Source organism: Vibrio sp. RM-41-2B, from assembly GCF_024744415.1.
GTDB lineage: Bacteria > Pseudomonadota > Gammaproteobacteria > Enterobacterales > Vibrionaceae > Vibrio > Vibrio diabolicus.
In genome coordinates, this window is record NZ_JAMQWD010000014.1 from 128,009 (window position 1) to 146,945 (window position 18,937).

Consider the following 18,937-nt stretch of genomic DNA (forward strand, 5'->3'; position numbering starts at 1 on the left):
TAAATCACCTTAGTTCAATGAAATTTGCCCAGCTTTAAGAGCGATAGCAGAACCGTTAATAGATATTTTATTGCCTTTGATGTTGATTTCTCCGGAACTAGACATCTGAATCGAAGCGCCACCGACTTTGATCTCGATACTCTTTCCTGCATTAAAAGACAACACTTCACCCGTTTCATTAGAAAAGTTTTTACCTACTTTCAAGGTCGCATTCTTGCCAATCTCTTGATTGACATCGTTCGTCACTTTTTCGGTTTTACTGTTTTCAACGGCAATATCAACACAGTCTTCAACTAGCATTTGGAAAAGTTTTTCGGCATGAAGATAGATGTGTTCTTCACCGGGTTTGTCATCAAAGCGCAACTCATTAAAATTAGATGTGCCTTTTTGTACAGAACGCGATTTATAACCACTTTGAGAGCTTTGCTCTGGTAACGTGTAGGGAGGGAGTTGACTACCATTGTACAGTGACCCCGTAACAATTGGCTGGTCAGGATCGCCATTGACAAACTCGACGATGACCTCTTGTCCTACTCTAGGATGAAACACCGAGCCCCATCCGTTACCCGCGATATTTTGCGCAACACGAATCCAACATGAGCTGTTTACATCGTATTTACCAACACGATCCCAGTGAAACTGAACTTTAATACGACCGTGTTTGTCTATGTAAATTTCGCCATCTTTGTTTCCCGTTACCACTGCGGTTTGCAAACCTTTCATCTGAGGTTTCGGATAGTTCACTGAAGGGCGAAGGATTGTTTTTGAGTCAACACAACTAAATGATACTTTAACACCTTGCGCAGCAGTGCCACCTTGACCAGTCTGATTATAAACAGCCGCAGATAAAAAAACGGAGGACAGTACGTATTCTTTGCCGACTCGAGACTTATCTTCATGCTTTTTAAACTTAAAGCACTTTCCCACACTGAACGTTCGACACGTTGCCTCGCCACGGCACAGATATGCGTTTTGCTGTAGTGCTTCTATAGCGTGCGTGTTTCTAAGTGCGTATTGGTCATCACTTTCCGTTTCACCCATGTATTCAAAATACTCGCTTTCAGGCACGGTAAAAAAATCACTTTCACCCTTGGCAGTATTTTTAGGATTAGACGAAGGCTTAAGCATGTTATAGCCAGACTTTTGGCTTGCTTTAGTCGTCAAAACTTGGGTTTCATGCCAAGAAGAAATATGGCTAGACTTAGCCGTACCTGTATCAAAATCGACTAAAAACTCTGTACCCGGCTTATAGAAACTGATGTCGTCAAAAATCTTAAGCGTGTGGACAGACTTAGTGTGTGTGAAACAGAACGATAGCCCTTCTTCTGACAATAAGCGTCGGACAAATTCAAGGTCTGACTCTTCATATTGCACTTTGTATGTGTATTTAGGGTACGACTTAGTTAACTCAAAACTAAAGGCGACACTATGCTCCGAGAGTACTTCGGATATAATTTCTTTTATATCTTTATGCTGAAATATTCTGCAATTTTTTCTATAATCGGCGAAACGTAATTTAGGCTCTATTAATAACTCTATATTTTTATAATTCTCACCATTATGAGCATTAGAAACTCGTTGCCCTTCCAATCTTGCAGCAGATACATAACCATGTATATAACGAGGTTTTGAAGAAACATCCTCACTATTTTCAAGGATAATTGTTACTTCTTTACCAATTATTTCGTTTAACTCACTTCGTTGATCATTAAAGTAAGCTTTAGCACGCAATGAAAAAAGTTCTGAGATCTCTTCTCTATACTCAAATGAGTTTAGTATGATGGCATCTTTTCCGAATGGAGAGGAAATTCGGATGAAATTGTTATCTTGAGTTGCTCTTTTCATTAAATACTTCTTTCAAAAAATGCGGGGGAATATCCCCCCGCATAAAAATTACATTTGTTGACCTTTAACACCGCTGTAGCCGTAAACCAATGGCGCAGAAGTGTTGTTTTTATCGTCAGTAGGAGTCACTGTCATCATCATTTCAGTGTAAGAAATAGTGATGGTTTCAACTGGACGATCATCCTGAATAGAAACTGAGTAGTTAGAAATCATCGCATCAGTCAGTTCGATCTTCATGATTTCTTCAACTTTCTCACCCTGCTTAGTAATATGGAAAACCGCAGGTTTACCTTTACCAATTGTCGCTTCTTTAAATAAGTCAGGAGAAGAACGGTCTTGAAGTTTAGTGATAGTCAAATCATATAGACGAGTAGCGCTCGCTTCACGGTCCATCGCTGTACCAGTGTATGATGAGATCTCACGACCTACACTCCAATCTACAGATAGTAGTGTAATCAAATCTTTATATTGCTCGGCAGTTGCCTCACCCTTAATATCTGCGTATTTAAGATACGTATTAGACTGCATGCTAATCTCCTATAGCATTATTAATTGACATATATCGTAGTAATTTAATTATCTGACGCTTGATGATAATTAGTGATTAATGTATCAAAAACTTCATTTTAAATACGCCCTGTTATATCTTTAAATAAGACTTAATTTAAGCGTTTTTTATAAAAAATAATAGTTAATATGAACCAACTCCCAATTATTATTGAGAGTGTAAAGGATGTTAAACTATTGAGACATCAAGTCCACTAGTTGTACCTTTAACAATAACTTCATCAAACGTCTTATCATTAAGAATTGCATGCAATATTTCATGAGAAATCTTGGGAAGTAATGTGTTTTCTATGGTTGTCTGTACCACACGTGCACCGCTCCCTGACTCATTACTATTGTCTACAATATCATTAATTAGTTCTTCATCAAAAAATAGGTCAGCGCCGTAATTTTTACGAATGCGATTCGTAACTTCGGCTAATTTTAATTTTGTTATTTCTATCAATATTTCTCTTGATAGAGGCAAATAAGGTAATACATTAACACGTCCTAAAAATGCAGGTTTAAAGTCAACCAACAAATCGTCACGCAAAGCATCTTTTAGTGCTGAAGGTTCTGGATACAAATCAGGATCAGAATACAAAGACATCGTCGTTTCGGTCCCTGTATTCGCGGTCATAATAATAATAGTGTTTTTAAAATCTATATCGCGACCTTCACCATCTTTAATTGAGCCTTTATCGAATACCTGATAAAAAATATCTTGAACTCCAGGGTGCGCTTTTTCCATTTCATCCAAAAGAATCACACTATAAGGTTTGCGTCTGACGGCTTCAGTAAGTACGCCACCTTCGCCATACCCAACATAACCTGGAGGCGAGCCTAATAATAAGGAAACTTTGTGCTCTTCTTTAAACTCGGACATATTGATAGTTGTGACATTCTCTTCACTGCCGTACACTTTCTCTGCAATAGCTAAAGCAGACTCAGTTTTACCCACTCCACTTGGTCCCGTGAGAAGAAATACACCATTTGGTCGTGTCTCATCCGTGAGCTGTGCACTGGCAGTTTTTATCACTTCAGACATGACTTCCAAAGCGTGATCCTGTCCGACAACTCGTTTACACAAACTATCTTTCAAACTCAGTACAGCTTGGATTTCATCATCCTGAAGTTTGCCCAGTGGTATCCCGGTCCAATCTGAAATTACTTCTGCAATAAGCGCTTCATTGACATGCGAAAATACTAATGGCTGCGAGTTAGCGGAGAGGCTACTTTCGAGCTCCTGTAACTTGTCCTTAGCAGTCTCAGAGCCCTCCTTGATTATTTGAGCTCTAAGTGACTTAGCTTCACTTACCCACTCTTTTTCTTTCTCCCACAGCATCTCTAGTTCAACTATTTCACTAGATAGAACATCAATCTCTTTTCTGACATCTTGCAACTGCATATCAAGAGGTGCACCTAGCTGACTTTCTTGGCTTAGGTGCTCATACTCAGCTTGCTTAGCTTTTAGTTTATTCCTTTTCGCATCTAGACCTCCCGGTGTAGACGATTGACTTAACGCGACTCGCGAGCAGGCTGTGTCTAAAACAGACACAGCCTTATCTGGCAGTTGTCGGCCATTAATGTATCGAGCTGAGAGTTGAACGGCAGCATTGAGGGCCTGGCTAGTGATGTGGACGTCATGGTGTTGTGCCATTACGTCAAGTAAACCACGTAACATCTCGATCGCTAGCTCCGGCGCTGGCTCGTCGACCTTCACTACTTGAAAGCGTCTGGTAAGAGCCGCGTCTTTTTCAAAATACTTTTTATATTCTGCCCAAGTTGTTGCTGCGATCGTCCTGAGTTCACCTCTCGCTAACGCTGGCTTTAGAATATTCGCTGCATCACCTTGTCCTGCTTGTCCCCCACCACCAATCAGACCATGTGCTTCATCGATAAACAAAATAATGGGTTGTGGTGCGTCGTTAACTTCTTTCACAAGGTTTTTAAGTCTGTTTTCAAACTCACCTTTCATGCCAGCACCAGCTTGCAATAACGCCAGATCCAAAGACTTAATCGCTACATTTTGTAGAGCAGGAGGTACATCGCCATCAATAATCTTTTGCGCCAAACCTTCAACAACGGCTGTTTTTCCAACGCCAGCTTCACCAGTTAGAATCGGGTTGTTTTGTCGACGTCTTAATAAGATGTCGATCATTAAACGGATTTCATTGTCTCTACCAATAACCGGATCTATCTTACCTTCCCTAGCCTGCTCAGTAAGATCTGTTGTAAATTGATTCAGCGCAGAATTCGCGTTTGATTTCCCTAGGTCATTCGATCCTGATTGACGCGTATTACTTTCTTTAAAGTTCAATAACCGAGATGGTTCTATCTTGTTTAACTCAGGGCTAATCGAACCAGCCATGTTGACTAACGTATCATCAGACAAGTAGGCAAATAAAAGATGAATGCAATCCAACTGCTCCTGATTGAACTCAATCGTTGCCGATAGCAAAGCATTTTGCATCACAGTCACTGTGTGAGCTGAAAGACCTGGGACCGATTGACATCCCGTTTTGTATTTTTCAAGTGTCTTTTGAAGATCAGTTTCAACCTTGATTTTATCGACATCAAATTCGTCGAAAACTTCTGAATAAATATCGGCAGGATGTTGAATAATCGTCATTAACCAGTGAGACATTTCAATACTGTGATGGGTTCGAGAGCTTGCCATCGCAGCTGCTTGTTCAAGTGTTTCCTTAGCCTGAGGAGACAATCTTTCGACCAACGCTGAAAGTGAGAGTGAAGCCATTATGTTTCCTTTAAATAGTAATTGTTATGGTTCGATCTTTTGTGCGTTTATGTTTTTTAAGTACAGAACCAACACCTAACTGACCATGTTTTTTTGATAAACAAACTTGAGGTAATAAACTATGTTTGGTGGTGAGCTGCCATTTCACTTGCTTATGCTTACCAATAAATTCATAAGCCGCACGTTTAATAATTTCTACATTTGGATGGTTAGGCAGTAATTTACTAACCAGATCTTTGTGCTTTGGCAGAAACTCGATCGTTGTTCCTGCGTTTATATTCCAAGCTTTCGAGCCTAAGGATGCTCCGGAACCAAGTTGAGCAAACTGCCCTTCTGGCATAGTTCGAGATGAAAGACGTGTTTGCTCTTCTTTTGCAAGATGTAGCCACTGCCCTTGAAACTCATGAATCTTTACTTGGCATCCAGATAAACATTCAAGAACACTTTTTAGTCCAGCTTTGCTTCTCGTCGGTGAAGCAAAAACACCACCATAATGCAGGGACAACGAACTACCCTGGCCAGTTAATGCCGACTTACAATCTTCTAAAGGTGAACGTAATCCCTGTGCATGAGCACGAGACTGAACGGTCAATTGACTCAGTTGCCAGCATCGATAGTAAAGAGACAGTAAACGATGGTTAAAAATATCGTAGAAGTCCACCATTGCCGTATCGCCTTCTTTTTGACGATGCAAAGCTAACTCGCTGTAGTGCTGAGGAAGCACCCCCTGCTCACCCGTTAGGCCTATTAAATTGGTTTCAAGTGCTAGCTTGTGGCTATCAATATGTTTTAGATCGCAAAGCTGCGCATTTTCAAAACCTAATGATGGATTGACCTTTAAGTTTAGTTTTTCATGCTTCGGTAGAGCATCTGTCCCTATTTGTGCCTCGGCTTGCAAGATCTCGTGTTCGATAAGGTGAATTGCTTCAAACAACGGATGTTGCTTTAGATCTCGATAAAATTGCTCCGCGATCATAGCAACACCTTATCGCCAGTTAATGCAGGCCATAAGTGGAAGGGCTTTCCCGTTGACTTAAGTCTTATTTCTAGCTGCGTAAAAATGTTAATTTCAGCATATTGTGCAAAGTAAACGGATAGCACACTACCTAGGAGGAAGATTTGCTCTTTAGGTAAAATTTGATCAGAAACCGTCAAAATGATTTTTATACCGTGCGCAAAACCAACTTTACCTTTCTGACTGACTCTGCCGGTAGTCGGCTCGAACTCTAACTTCGATAAAGCATCAATTACCGCTTTCGTTTCTGCGGTCCCAGAAAATGCATAGAGATTCAGAGTTTGCTTCAAAGTTGTTAATCCATCTTCTTCGGTAAAGTGGTTTAAAGTTAGAAGCTTAGTTAACTGCCATCGTGTACTTTCATCCATTTCTGGCCGGAGGGTTTCTGATATAGAAACTAAACAACGAACTGACTCGAAGTTGTCATTTACTTCCGGCAAAGAGACTTTTGGAAGACCACCTCCAAATGGAAGCTTCTGCGCTAAATTACGATTGCAGCACTCAGCTTCAACGTACATTAACCAGTTTTCTCGGCTCTCCGGACTGAACAATTGATGCCTTTTATCAACAAAAGAAATGTAAGTTTCCCTACCCGGCTCATCGTATCCACCAGCCCAATTTTTATCCTCACGTCTCATCAACCAATAAATTTCACTGGCGTTCATATAATGCGTGTGCTCACCAGCGTGATAACATGGCAGGTTGTGATACGTTTTGTTCCAGTTTCTCAACGTTACGTCAGAAATAGAGACAACCTCATTACTCTCGGCTTCCTGGTATTGCGGTGATAAGTGGTAATCGTACTCGGTTGGTAGAATACGCTTGGGCTCCATAACACTTTTAAATAAGTTGACGACTGGCACACAACCAACCATCAAGCTCTCTTCATCCACTTGCTTAGGAAGCCAATCATCATTGGTATCAAAGTAAAAATACAGTTCAGCTTGCTCTCCAAGAGCTAGCTCTGATAATCCGAGTTCAGTGATATCAAAGAACATGAACTTCTCAGGAAAGTGCAGATACTCAACAAGTAATCTTGCTCCCGAAAAGCTTCTCTTACTGTATGGAACAACCTTCTCATCTTCTGAAAATCCCACTTCAATAAGATGCCTTTTCGTTAAAGACCGAACTTCTTTGCCACCCGCAACGACAGATAAACCAATTAGATTTTGAAATAGCATTTGGTAAAGTTTAAACGTCAACTGAGATTGCCCGTTTAAATAAAAGCGCAACCGTTCTAATCCCATTTCACTCAGAGATGTCTCTTCATCTTGGGCGGTGAGCTGGATTTTCAGAACTGAATGAGCATGGCTTTCCCATTGGGAGCCCACCGATTTAAGCGGTGCGTTTTTGAAAGCGCCAGAGGTCACATCAACAGGGTACATTCTGACCGGATAACAGGTTCTAAACTCGCATTCGTGGTATCCAGGAGCACCGATAACGACTCGCTCACCTTCTTCTACGTCAAAAAAAGAGGAAGTGGAGCTAGAGCAGTTCATCTTAATGACGGACATTGATGGAATTGGTGCGTGAAAATCCGGATATAACTGCCCCATCAAAGATTCAGTAAACTGAGGATAACTATTGTCTAAACTTTGCCTAATCCTTGCCGTTAGAAATGCACAACCTTCTAGCAATCTTTCTACATGTGGATCGTCAACCTGCTCCTCACTGATACGGAGTCTCGCGGCGATCTTAGGATACTGCTCCCCAAACTCTTGTCCTTTGTGACGTAAATAAGCTAACTCGCGATTATAGTATTTGAGAAACTCTTCACTCATTTCGCTCTACTCAGTTTCATACCTAAATTTACCGGCTCTACTTCAGAATTGAATCGCACTTCATGAATGCTGTTATCAATTAAGCAAGTGGCGCTGATTTGTAACCTCAACACCCTATCAATAGCGTTTTTCTCGTCCGAAATCTGGACATAAGGATTCCTTAACCTAGGCTCGAACTCTTTAATTGCATCATGAACAATGTCACAAAGCTGATTCTGCCCCTCTTGGCTGCTATAAGGCATAGAGGAAAAGTCTGGCAGACCATAATTCAATATTGAATAGCGAACCTCTAAAAGATCATCAGGAATGTTTTTCCATCCGATACGACTATTTAACATAGACTCCAGATCTCTAAGCAAGCTGTTCAACATCTGTTGTTGGCTCGTAGGGAAGTCTTTTTCATCTCTAGTTGAAGGATCACTATCCATCAATTTGTCGAGCAGAGAAACGGTTAAAGACATGTTATTGTTACGCTATTTGTTTCGACTCTAACAATGTAGTCAAGTCACAGATTGGGAGGGCTGAATCACCAACTAGCCAACATTTTTGGCCTAAACCCACGAAGGATTCTTGCTCACCAAGCTGTTTCCAATCTGTTTCTCGACCTAGCTTTTGTGCGTCAGTTTCTGAGTCAACATAGGTCAATGGCATATGGCCTTCTCCTTCGCCAAGTCCGTCAATATCAAACTCTACAGGTCGCCAAATACTTTCTAATAAAGAGGTAGGTGCTTTTATTTCTAGTGCTTGAATGCTAGAAATTGGAACAAGAAAATAGTTACCCGCGGTGGAAAAAAGTTCAATGTAACCACCTAAACGATCATCAATATCCCTAGCATCTTCATAGTTTGTACCGTTTATGTTAAAGCCTTTAATAGTACGCTGCTCTTCAATGCTATGCGCTAAGTGTGACGCTTCTGCATAGTCTTGATTTTTGAGAGCGAGGTTAAAGCGAACAAGCTCTTTAGTGAATTCCTCGTCACCTAATACCTTGGCACTAGCCGCACCGTCGATAAAATCTTTTCTAGCCTGGGCCGATTTCACTAAATGTCGCAACTGACTTGCACCAGGTAGATACTCAGGAAACAATTTGATCGATTGCATAAGTTGCTCATCCGCACGCTCGAAGTCTCCATCAATGCAAAGCAGCTCAATGAACGAGCTTCTCAAGCTTGCATCTTTAGGCGCCGCTTTAATTTCATCAATTAATAGCTCTAGAGCTTGTTGCAATTGGCCTTGGGACAAAGCATTTTTCCATTGGGTCATTGTTATTTCCTTACACCAAGTGCTCTGGTGATAATTCAGTAATTAATTTAATGCTAGATACCATTTGATCGAGCTGGAAGTGCGGTCGCAAATGGATAACAGAGTAATAGTGTCCTGGAGTTTCTCTTTTCTCTCGAACCGTAATTTTCGCTTCATTTAAGGGGTACTTCGCCCTAAGTTCATCAGATGCTTCATCCGACGCGGTAGTGTACTGATGCAACCATCGTTGAAAGTCCCGCTCTAGGCTTTCTGCATCTTGATACCCACCAATCTTGTCACGCCCCATAACCTTGAGATAATGTGCGACTCGCGACACACACAACGTGTATTGCAACATCGACGTGAGCTTTGCATTCGTTGAAATGTGTTTTTCTGCATATTGCTTAGGCTTGTAGAGAGATACATTCGAGGTCATCCCTACCATATCGGTTTCAGGTACAGGAGAAATAGAAATGAAACCGCATTCAGACAACTCTTGTTCTTTTCTCTCAGAGATCTTTAAGTTTAAAGGGCATCTTTCACGGTCATTCTTGCCATTAACGCGCATTTTGTTCCTAGTAGGAGCGACGATAATACCCTGACTATAATCCCCTTGCTTAATGCCTCGCATGTGCGTAAACCACCCATGCTCCTGAAACGCTCTAATTGATACGGCCGCAAAACAATACGCGCTACTCCCCCATAGCAAATCGCGATTAGAGTCGTAGACATGCTCTTGAAAGTCGAACTGATCGTTGCGTGAACCATCACTTTTATATGGCTGACGGAATAAAACATTCGGCGCAGTCAGGCCAATAAATTTGGTATCATCGTTGTCTCTCAAACTGCGCCATTTTGCGTAATCTGCCTGTTCAAATTGGGCCGCAATATCTCTTATCGCAGAGAGCTGTGAAAAACTGTCAACACCAAACATCTCCGGCGATGCTGACATAATGAACGGGCTGAATGCTGCCGCTGCAGACTGAGAGATCTTGCTGAGCACAGACAGATCTCTATCAAAATAATTTTTACTCGCATCACAACGAAGTTGATAATCGCCAACTACCACGCCAAAGGGTTCTCCCCCGGCCATGCCATATTCATTTTGATAGAGCAGCTTAAATAGTGCTGATTGGTCAAACTCGATGGCTTTTAGTGCATCTTTACTAACTTCATTCCATGTTGCCGCCAACACCTTGACTTTGACGGAGTCTGATGAGCGAGTGTCGACCTGTTCGCATAAATACCTCACGCCGATCCAACCTCTTTCGAGTTGTTGAAACTCAGGATGATGTATTATTTCGTTTAATTGAGATTCTAATAGCTCATCAATTCGGTTTATCGTGTTCATCACACTATGACGAAAACTGTCCAAATCTCTTGAACGCGTACCTTCTAGCCAAATTCGAGCTGCCTCTACAAGATCAGAAGATTCATTGAATCGAGTCAACCACGGGCTATCAAGCTCAGCATAGCCCCCTGTGCTGAATTCATGCTTTAGCTTGCTGGGATCGCGAAAGTTAAGTGACACTGCTATTTCCATCTAGAACATAACGATTTGGTATGGCTGGCCTTACGACCAGCCAATTCATTTCTTATCCACCCGACTGAGGGATCTTTGCAACAAGTCGCAAAGATGTCGTCAATTCTTCCATTTGCAACCAAGGCTTAAGCCATGCTACAGCATTGTAAGAACCTGGTGCGCCAGGGATTTCCTTAACCTGGACACGAGCATCTGCTAGAGGGTATTTCGCTCGGATCTCTTGACCACCACCCTCTGAAGCATTTACATAGCCTAGAATCCAGCGGTTCAACCAAGACTCAACGTCTTCTGCTTCCATAAAGCTACCGATTTTATCTCGAGCCATTACCTTCAAATAATGCGCAAAACGAGATGTCGCCATCATGTAAGGTAGACGTGCTGAAATCGCCGCATTAGCCGTTGCTTCTGGAGATTCGTGGTTCGCCGGTTTTTGACAGGTTTGCGCACCAAAGAACACCGCATAGTTGGTGTTTTTGTAGTGACAAAGCGGTAAGAAACCAAGTTTACCCAGCTCTGCCTCACGTCGGTCGGTAATACCAATCTCTGTTGGACACTTCATATCAGGATCGCCATCATCACTCATGAAGAAATGTGTTGGCAAATTATCCACTCGACCACCACCTTCTGCACCACGGATAGCTGTACAGAATCCATATTTTGAGAAGGCGTCTGTTAACTTAACACCAAGAACATACGAAGAGTTCATCCAACAGTAGTCATTATGCTCAGCATTGACAGCAATACCTGACACTGGATCTACTTCGAACTCTTCAAATCCAAATTCCTCAACTGGAGCAGTGGCTTGTCCGTATGGCAAACGAGCCAGAACTTTCGGCATAGTCAGGCTAACAAAACGTGAATCAGCACTCTCACGGAACGAACGCCATTGAGCGTATTCCAGCGACTCAAAGACCTTATCTAGATCGCGTGGTTTTGACAGTTCAGTCCACTCATCAAAACCAAATAGTGCTGGTGAGGCCGCGGACAAGAATGGGGAGAAGCCTGAAGCGGCTACATTTGACATTAGGCGCAGCGACTCAATATCCTCTGGGTGGTTGGTAAACTCATAGTCACCAATTAATGCACCATAAGGTTCACCACCTGCACTGCCAAACTCAGACTCGTAAACTTTCTTAAAGATCTGGCTTTGGTCAAATTCAACCGCTTTACTCAAGTCTTTATGTAACTCTTTCTTGGTCATACTCATCATGCGAATTTTCAGAGTAGAGCTCGTCTCTGAGTTCATCACTAGATAATTTAAACCACGCCAAGAACCTTCAAGTTTCTGTAATTCAGGATGATGCATTACTTCAGACAACTGATCAGAAATCTGTTTATCAAGTAAATTAATTGCTTCACGAAAAGTTACCGTTAGGTTTTTGTTCCAAGTAACCGTCCCTTTCATCGCTTCTTCAGTGAGCGTTTTAATTAGCTCTTCAGCACGAGAGGCTTCTGTCTGCTTAGTTGCACCAATAGCTTGATCTAAAAATGAAGTTGTTTGTTCATTAACAGTTGGATCTAACTGCTTTTCAGCTTCAGTCGTCATTATTCAGCTCCTTCAGTACTGTCTGACTTCGCTTTCTTGCCAAGATCTAACTCGCCCGCAAGTTTTGCCAGATTGTCTGTGTTGTTCAAAACATCCTCTAAGATGTTTTCAAGCTCTTCAGAACGGTCAACTTTTGTCATCAAATCACGCAGTTTATTACGCGTTTCCATCAGTTGGCGCAGTGGATCAACTTGATTTACGATCGCAGCGGGCTCAAAGTCTTGCATTGATTTAAAGTTCAAATCCACCTCAAACTGTGAATCGTCGTTCGCAAGCTTGTTCGCAACTTTGAACTTAACCGATGGGTTCATCTTTTTGAGCACATCATCGAAGTTGTCTCGATCGATCTGAATAAAACGGCGGTCTTTCAAAGGCTTCAACGCTTCAGTGTTTTGACCAGCGAAGTCACCCATTACACCTACAACAAAAGGTAGCTCTTTCTTAAGAGTTGTACCTTCAGTTTCAACATCATAGGTAATGTGGACACGAGGCTTCCGTACTCGTGACAGTTTCGAGTGGATACTCGTCATACCATTCTCCCTTTATTAATTTTCATTTTGTTCTGCTATGCCAACCAAACGGAAGTAGCTTTTCTTTGCATCTCCGTCGGAGATAAGTTCCGCCAGTAACTCCGGCAGAGGCATTCCACACCAACGAATGATCTGTTCGATGGAGTAAGAAACTGGTGAGTGAGGCTCACTCTCTCTGAAGAAATCAGCCACTTGCTGCAATTGTCTAATCGCCTGCTCTCGTGATTTCATGTTTGTCGCTAATAGTGCATCAGAACTTTGTGAACTCACTTGTTGTTCCGAAGAAGTAGATTCATCCACCTCCTCCAGTTCTTCAAACACAGCTTGTGGTTGATTAAAACGCTCTCCAAGGAGATGCTTTAATGCCGAGTGTATTGATTCAAGCCTTTTTGATATATAAGAGCTAGGAGTAACATCACCTACCGCTTCATCTAATCGCTGACTGAATTCATTAAATGACTCTGTGGCGAACTCCAGATCAGCGATTAGCTCACGATAAAAGGAATCAGAGGTAGATTTAACTGTAGTTGTAATATCAGATAGCTCTGTAGCGCCAAGATCGACTCGATTTCGGCGCTTATCTTCATCTAAACGCTCCAACTCAATAGCTTGCTGATATTCCCAGTAGGCATACGCTTGCTCAACGCCTACGTCAGTAAGCGGGATACAAGCAATAGGGAAAATAAGTGTTCCTTCGCTATCGATACCATTGAGGCCAGTAATCGCCGATATTCTTGTTTCAATGCCATCCTCATCAGGCATTGGATAGAGATCATCCCAAAACTTCTCGATGAACTCAGTAGCGAGTTGGTACCCAACGCCCATACCGCGAAAACCATACAATCGAGTTAGAGCCTCTATAAGCCAAGCAACAAACTCTAAATCTTTAGATTGATTCGTAAGTATCTCTGGTACTTCTTCTATAAATACCCGCCATAAGTTACTGTGGGTATAAATACTTTCTTCTTCTATAAGTGCATTGCGCTCTGCATTTCGCGCAGCCATACGCTGATCTTTTAATCGGTAATAAGCAGACTGTGGCGATACATCTTCTCTAGGGTCAACACCTGTGGGATTCTCTTGAGATATAGGAGTCAACGCTTGTTCATACCAATCGAACATCTCACTATTCATAAGACCTCCCTCTAAGAAAAACGGGGATCGTCGCGTCTTCTCTCGTTACTGCTTCAAATTCCGTCTGCGCTTGGCGAACTTTGACTAACGCACAAGTAACGTTATCACTTGCACCTCTCACTAACGCCGAATGCATGAGTGCTAATCCTGCTTGATTTACTGAGTCCGCATACAATGTCCGGTGAATTTCATCACTCGTTAATTCTTTAGAAAGCCCATCACTACACAGAAGAAATTGATCTCCATCAGCCAACTGCCCTGAAACTTGATCAATAGTGATACTCTCATCTACCCCAACAGCTCTGGTAATAACATTTGCGAGAGGATGTGACTCAGCATCTTCAAATGCCAATAACCCTTGATCGACTAAATCCATAACTTGACTATGATCGCGTGTTTTTTGAGAAAAATGACCATTTCTAAGCTGGTAAATTCGGCTATCACCGACCCAAAGACAGTGGTAATACCCGTCCTGGATAAACAACAAAACGAGAGTTGTTCCCATCGTTTTACCGTCTAAGTGATTTTGTGCGTATTGATAAATTTCTAAATTCGCGGCTTGAACCACACTCCGGATATCATCGATATTGGTATTTGGGACATCCTGCATATGGCGCGCGATTCTATCCACTAGCATCTGGCTTGCTATGTCGCCAGCACTATGCCCACCCATTCCATCGGCTACAACCCAAATATGCTGCTCTGTCATATCTAAAAGCGCATCCTCGTTATAAGGGCGTACTTTTCCTGCGTGCGATTTAGCAAAGGTAAAATAGTTCCAATTCATTCTTCTATCCTACCAATTCCACTTTTTCCAACCGCCATCAAGCATGGCAGAAAATTGACCAATAGAAGGGAAACCGCTGGTCATAAACATACATGGTTCAACTAGAGTCGAGCCTTCAGTCCACCAAAAGCATGGCTTACTCAATTTTTCTTTAATGAGGTAATTCAAAAGTGCGCTTTTATCTGCTCCACCTTGATCATGAAAAATCGTAGATATTTGGCTTTGATAAAGAAACTTAAGAGGCCGCACTTCACTTTTTACATTCGCCACTAAATCGTTTTTTTCTTGCATGCTCTTATGCCAAACATCAAATACAAAGTCGTCCTCAAGTACTGCTAGGGCAAGAGATGCACTGTCCTCGGTCCAAGCTTTGTCCCCCCAATATTGCGCAGCTTCACCTTTTACGGCACGAGCTATAGTAAAGAAAAAGTATCTACCGCATGCATCTACACTAGGAATCATGCTACCAATGTATGTCGAGTCTTCTAAGTAACTAACATCCAGAGCAAAGTGCCACACAGGCGCGGTTAAAAAGTGCTCATTCCAACTTTCACCCAATTGTTCTCTGCTGACTGCAATAACAGCCTGCTGCCAGTCATGCCAGCGCTCTGAAAAATCTTGTGATAAGCCATCTTTCACAAAGTCTCCTTTTGCAGGCATTTTACCGATATAACCCCAGGCTGATGTTACAAGGTTCGTGGACATCTGAACCTCTCCATTTCATTTGACCAAAACGGATTAATAGCACTAGACGGAATAAGCTCTAGTTGCACCTTATTTCCCTTTAAATCAATCATAACTATGTTGTCTTTACGTGATTCTGGTCTTGCTTTAAGTGATTGATCTAAAAGCTTGAATATGCCCCACTCACCTTCATAGGTATGCGCAATTTCGCGTTTAGATTCTGGTGGTGTGAACACTATTCGAGTCTGGTCTTGACCCGCAGGCCAGCTCAAGGATTTAGCTCGTGCTGGTCCATGCTTATAAACCAAATCTTGCTTACCTAGCTCTAGAACAAACCGAGTAATGTGCTGATCCAGATACACTGGTTTCATACCGAACTCTACGCGCAATGAATTATCAGATTCAAAGAAAGACTGCCTGATACGCTTCGCTCTTTGAAAGACCATCAGCGTTTCTGGACGAACTCCAATTTCCTTTTCTAATCGCCAACGACTTTTCGACTTATCGACAAACGGTTCAAGATACTCTTGGAAGAATGAGTCAAGCGTACCTCCATAACCAAAGAAACGTTTGAAGTCCTTCAGCCTTACTTCTCTGCTCGCATTTGGCTCGAATGGGTATCTACCCGCAATCGTCCGCTGATAAGGGCGCACCACTTGCGTTACCCAAAGCTGATTTAGATGATCTTTCGACCCGCTCTCCGCAAACTTAACTGACTCTTGAGAAAGTTCACCTAGCCATTGATTAAATGGCCTAGGCAAAAGTTCTTTAGCGCGAGCAAAGGAAGCAGCCACATCTTGTGTAACGGTCCCATCTAAAATACTTTTGTAAGCAATTTTCTGATTATTACCTGAGCTTGATAAATCGCTTAAATACGAGCGCAAGTTAACCATAGCTTGTTGAATATCATCAAAGTCTTGTTCGCCGAGACGTAAGATCTCCGAAAAATGAGATTCGACTTCTTTACCTGGCAGTGCAACATTGAAACCATTTTCTTCAGGCAAGTACATGTCTAGTCTATCTGCCGTATTCGAAAATTTAACTTTGGCAACCTTACCTGCGACTTCAGAAGTGGCCTTCTGATTTTCTGACAATGATACTTTCGACAAACCAACTTCTTTTTGGATTGCCTTCAACAACGATTCGATTGGCCTTTCAACTCCAGATAGAACTCTAGCTTGTTCTGTTGCAAGCTCTAGGCTCGGAGCCTGCTTAAGTTGAATATCTTCGATCAGAGTTTTCCATTCATTCACATAATCTTGATAGTATCGAGATTGGACTCCTTGAATAGCGCTATCTTGATCAATTTCATGAGCCTTAAGATCGTCACCATAAACCCAGTTCTCTTCCATTAGGCTTTTTACTGTACGGTTGATCTGAATCTGAAAAATGCTATGAAAGCCATTGTACGTATAAAAGCCCGAAATGCCTTGTGATAACGGCTTTCCACTCGCTCGTTCAAACTGCTCAAGCCCTTTAGGTCCCAAGACATCAGTCAAACGAAATGAAGGAACATGACTCTTCGAAAATTGTATCTTCATTCGCTGATAAGCACGTTCTGGTAGAGACATTTGTGTCAAAACCTCGCGAGCATTAGTCACGGCAGCAGTATTATAAGAAAAGCCTTGTCCATTATTCTCTAATAAATTTTGAGTGTGCTGTAACAGACCTTTTCTTAAGTCTATATTTAGTTCACCCGGATATTGACGTTCAAAATAGAAGTTAAACCAAGCCAACACTTCATCTTGTTGGTATTTGTCTGGATTAAACAACATCAAATAAGTTTTCAACGTTTCATACAAATACTCTCGATGCTGTTGATTACTTTCCATTTCCGTCACCAAGCTATCAAGAAGCAAGGGAGCGTAATATTGAGTCAACGCATCAGAATATGCATTGTTTGCCGCCTGTGAGACTTTATCTCCTTGATAGAGACCAAACCTTTTTACGGAATCAGCATCGCCGTAGTTGCTTTGCTTTCCTAGAGGAAGCGTCATCAATCGGTCTAATGTCTCTACGGCTGAGATAATATCCGCCTCAAAATCTAGGCTCTCAGCACCAATCATTGCTTCAATATGGCCGGCTTGCTCATTGGTATCGACAATCAACTGAGAATTCCACTTGTAGCTCATAAGCCAAAGTGCAGACGCACCTAGCAGTAGAGAAGTACAGCCAATGTAAACACCTCGGCGCATCCACCCTGACTGCTTTTGATAGTGACGATTAACTGTTCCTAACAGTTGTTCCTTGAAAATAACCTTCTCAAACAAGTTCTTCACGAAATAACTATGAGACCCTGTGTGGCTCTTTGCTAGAGCGAGGCGATTTAGTCCAAGTCCATTGGTCGATTCATTCATTAACTTATCGACTGGTAAGCCTTCTTGGACCGAGCTCAACATAAACACACCACGAATCAAGGCTGGCTCTTCAAAACTATTTTGTGCAAATATTTCCGCTAAAAATTCATCGAGGTTAGCTTGCAATACCCTTAGCTGTTTAGGAAATTCAAAAATAAGTGCTCGCTTCTCTAAATCATCTTCAGTTTCAAGGATTCTCAGCATTCGAGCATCAAGGCGCTCTAACATGCCATGAAGTTCTTTATTGAATAAAGAAATAACCCCTCTTTCATCAGCCACTTCACGCGGAAACATGAAACCGAACAATTCCTCACGCTCTTCCTTACTTAGATCAGAGAAGAACTCATTGAAACCCGCAACTAAATCCATTTTGGTCAGTAGTACGTAAATAGGAAATTGCATCCCTAACTGATTCTTCAGTTCTTGAAGGCGCGACTTGATAGCTCGAGCATGAAGGCTTCGCTCGGTTCTTGTCTGCGACATCACACTGGCTAAACTGATCGTGACAATTGCACCATTAATTGGCCTTTGCGTTCTATATTTTTTCAACAACCCTAAGAAGCCGTGCCATGCTTTAGAGTCGACTTTTTCTTGACTGTCTTGTGTCGTGTACCGACCGGCCGTATCAATCAGAACGGCTTTATTTGCAAACCACCAATCACAATGACGAGTTCCACCGACACCAGCAATAGAGTCAGAACCAAGGCTATCCGCTAACGGAAACTCCAGCCCTGACTGCTTTAGCACTGTTGTTTTCCCTGTCCCTGGAGGGCCGATCAACACATACCAAGGCAAGTCATATAAGCTTCGCTTTCCTTTATGTGTTTTCGTTACTACTTTGACAGCTTGCTCAATACGCTCGCGCATTAAGTCAATTTCACTCGCCGCTTCTTTATCTGACTGACTATCAACCTCAAGTAACGTTTGAATACTTTCGTCTTCTTTGACTTTTTGCTTGTGCTGCTTAGTCACGTTGAATAAAGCCCACACAAACACCAGCACCAAAATCGTGACGAGTCGTTGGAAGTCGCTCTTTAGTGGCTCATATCCCGTTATCGTGATAAGTGGACCAACAACCCAAATAAAAATTGAACAAGCAGCGACACCGATAAGACCGAGAAACCACCTTTGAGTAAATATTCTGCCAATTTCTTTAATACGCATCTCTA

General features: G+C 42.1%; 14 protein-coding genes. All 14 read right to left on the reverse strand.

The genetic code is table 11. The features are described from left to right. Positions 1 to 9: 9 nt before the first annotated feature. Positions 10 to 1,845: a type VI secretion system tip protein TssI/VgrG gene (tssI, locus tag NB463_RS09985; protein WP_104973741.1), complete on the reverse strand. Its 1,836-nt coding sequence runs from the start codon at positions 1,843 to 1,845 to the stop codon at positions 10 to 12. A 48-nt stretch (positions 1,846 to 1,893) separates the two neighbouring features. Next, a complete protein-coding gene (locus NB463_RS09990; protein WP_005375967.1) occupies positions 1,894 to 2,373 on the reverse strand; it encodes an Hcp family type VI secretion system effector in 480 nt (159 codons plus the stop codon). 208 nt (positions 2,374 to 2,581) lie between these two features. Beyond that, entirely contained in the window at positions 2,582 to 5,149 is a 2,568-nt protein-coding gene (tssH, locus tag NB463_RS09995; RefSeq protein WP_258432388.1) for a type VI secretion system ATPase TssH, read from the reverse strand. A gap of 10 nt (positions 5,150 to 5,159) precedes the next feature. Then, positions 5,160 to 6,125, reverse strand: a complete 966-nt coding sequence (gene tssG / locus NB463_RS10000) for a type VI secretion system baseplate subunit TssG (protein WP_046875360.1) — start codon at positions 6,123 to 6,125, stop codon at positions 5,160 to 5,162. Then, entirely contained in the window at positions 6,122 to 7,945 is a 1,824-nt protein-coding gene (tssF, locus tag NB463_RS10005) for a type VI secretion system baseplate subunit TssF (protein ID WP_258432400.1), read from the reverse strand. The genes tssG and tssF overlap by 4 nt, the downstream gene beginning before the upstream one ends. Next, the gene (gene tssE / locus NB463_RS10010) at positions 7,942 to 8,406 is read right to left on the reverse strand and encodes a type VI secretion system baseplate subunit TssE (protein ID WP_012842186.1); all 465 of its coding nucleotides are present in this window, start codon (positions 8,404 to 8,406) and stop codon (positions 7,942 to 7,944) included. The genes tssF and tssE overlap by 4 nt, the downstream gene beginning before the upstream one ends. Positions 8,407 to 8,413: 7 nt before the next feature. Further along, positions 8,414 to 9,208 (reverse strand): type VI secretion system accessory protein TagJ, encoded by a 795-nt coding sequence (locus NB463_RS10015; RefSeq protein ID WP_258432401.1) that lies wholly within the window; start codon positions 9,206 to 9,208, stop codon positions 8,414 to 8,416. 10 nt (positions 9,209 to 9,218) lie between these two features. Next, the gene (gene tssC, locus NB463_RS10020) at positions 9,219 to 10,730 is read right to left on the reverse strand and encodes a type VI secretion system contractile sheath large subunit (protein WP_046875358.1); all 1,512 of its coding nucleotides are present in this window, start codon (positions 10,728 to 10,730) and stop codon (positions 9,219 to 9,221) included. Between the two features lie 52 nt (positions 10,731 to 10,782). After that, positions 10,783 to 12,276: a type VI secretion system contractile sheath large subunit gene (gene tssC, locus NB463_RS10025; RefSeq protein ID WP_005396386.1), complete on the reverse strand. Its 1,494-nt coding sequence runs from the start codon at positions 12,274 to 12,276 to the stop codon at positions 10,783 to 10,785. Beyond that, positions 12,276 to 12,806, reverse strand: coding sequence for a type VI secretion system contractile sheath small subunit (gene tssB / locus NB463_RS10030; RefSeq protein ID WP_005396385.1), 531 nt, complete (start codon positions 12,804 to 12,806; stop codon positions 12,276 to 12,278). The genes tssC (NB463_RS10025) and tssB overlap by 1 nt, the downstream gene beginning before the upstream one ends. A gap of 15 nt (positions 12,807 to 12,821) precedes the next feature. Beyond that, positions 12,822 to 13,940 (reverse strand): type VI secretion system protein TssA, encoded by a 1,119-nt coding sequence (gene tssA / locus NB463_RS10035; protein ID WP_258432421.1) that lies wholly within the window; start codon positions 13,938 to 13,940, stop codon positions 12,822 to 12,824. After that, complete coding sequence (locus NB463_RS10040) at positions 13,933 to 14,727, reverse strand: PP2C family protein-serine/threonine phosphatase (RefSeq protein WP_005398381.1); 795 nt, start codon at positions 14,725 to 14,727, stop codon at positions 13,933 to 13,935. Before NB463_RS10040 ends, tssA begins: the two co-directional genes overlap by 8 nt. 9 nt (positions 14,728 to 14,736) lie before the next feature. Beyond that, entirely contained in the window at positions 14,737 to 15,432 is a 696-nt protein-coding gene (gene tagF / locus NB463_RS10045) for a type VI secretion system-associated protein TagF (RefSeq protein WP_005398383.1), read from the reverse strand. After that, complete coding sequence (tssM, locus tag NB463_RS10050; RefSeq protein ID WP_258432422.1) at positions 15,414 to 18,932, reverse strand: type VI secretion system membrane subunit TssM; 3,519 nt, start codon at positions 18,930 to 18,932, stop codon at positions 15,414 to 15,416. The genes tagF and tssM overlap by 19 nt, the downstream gene beginning before the upstream one ends. Between the last annotated feature and the right edge of the window lie 5 nt (positions 18,933 to 18,937).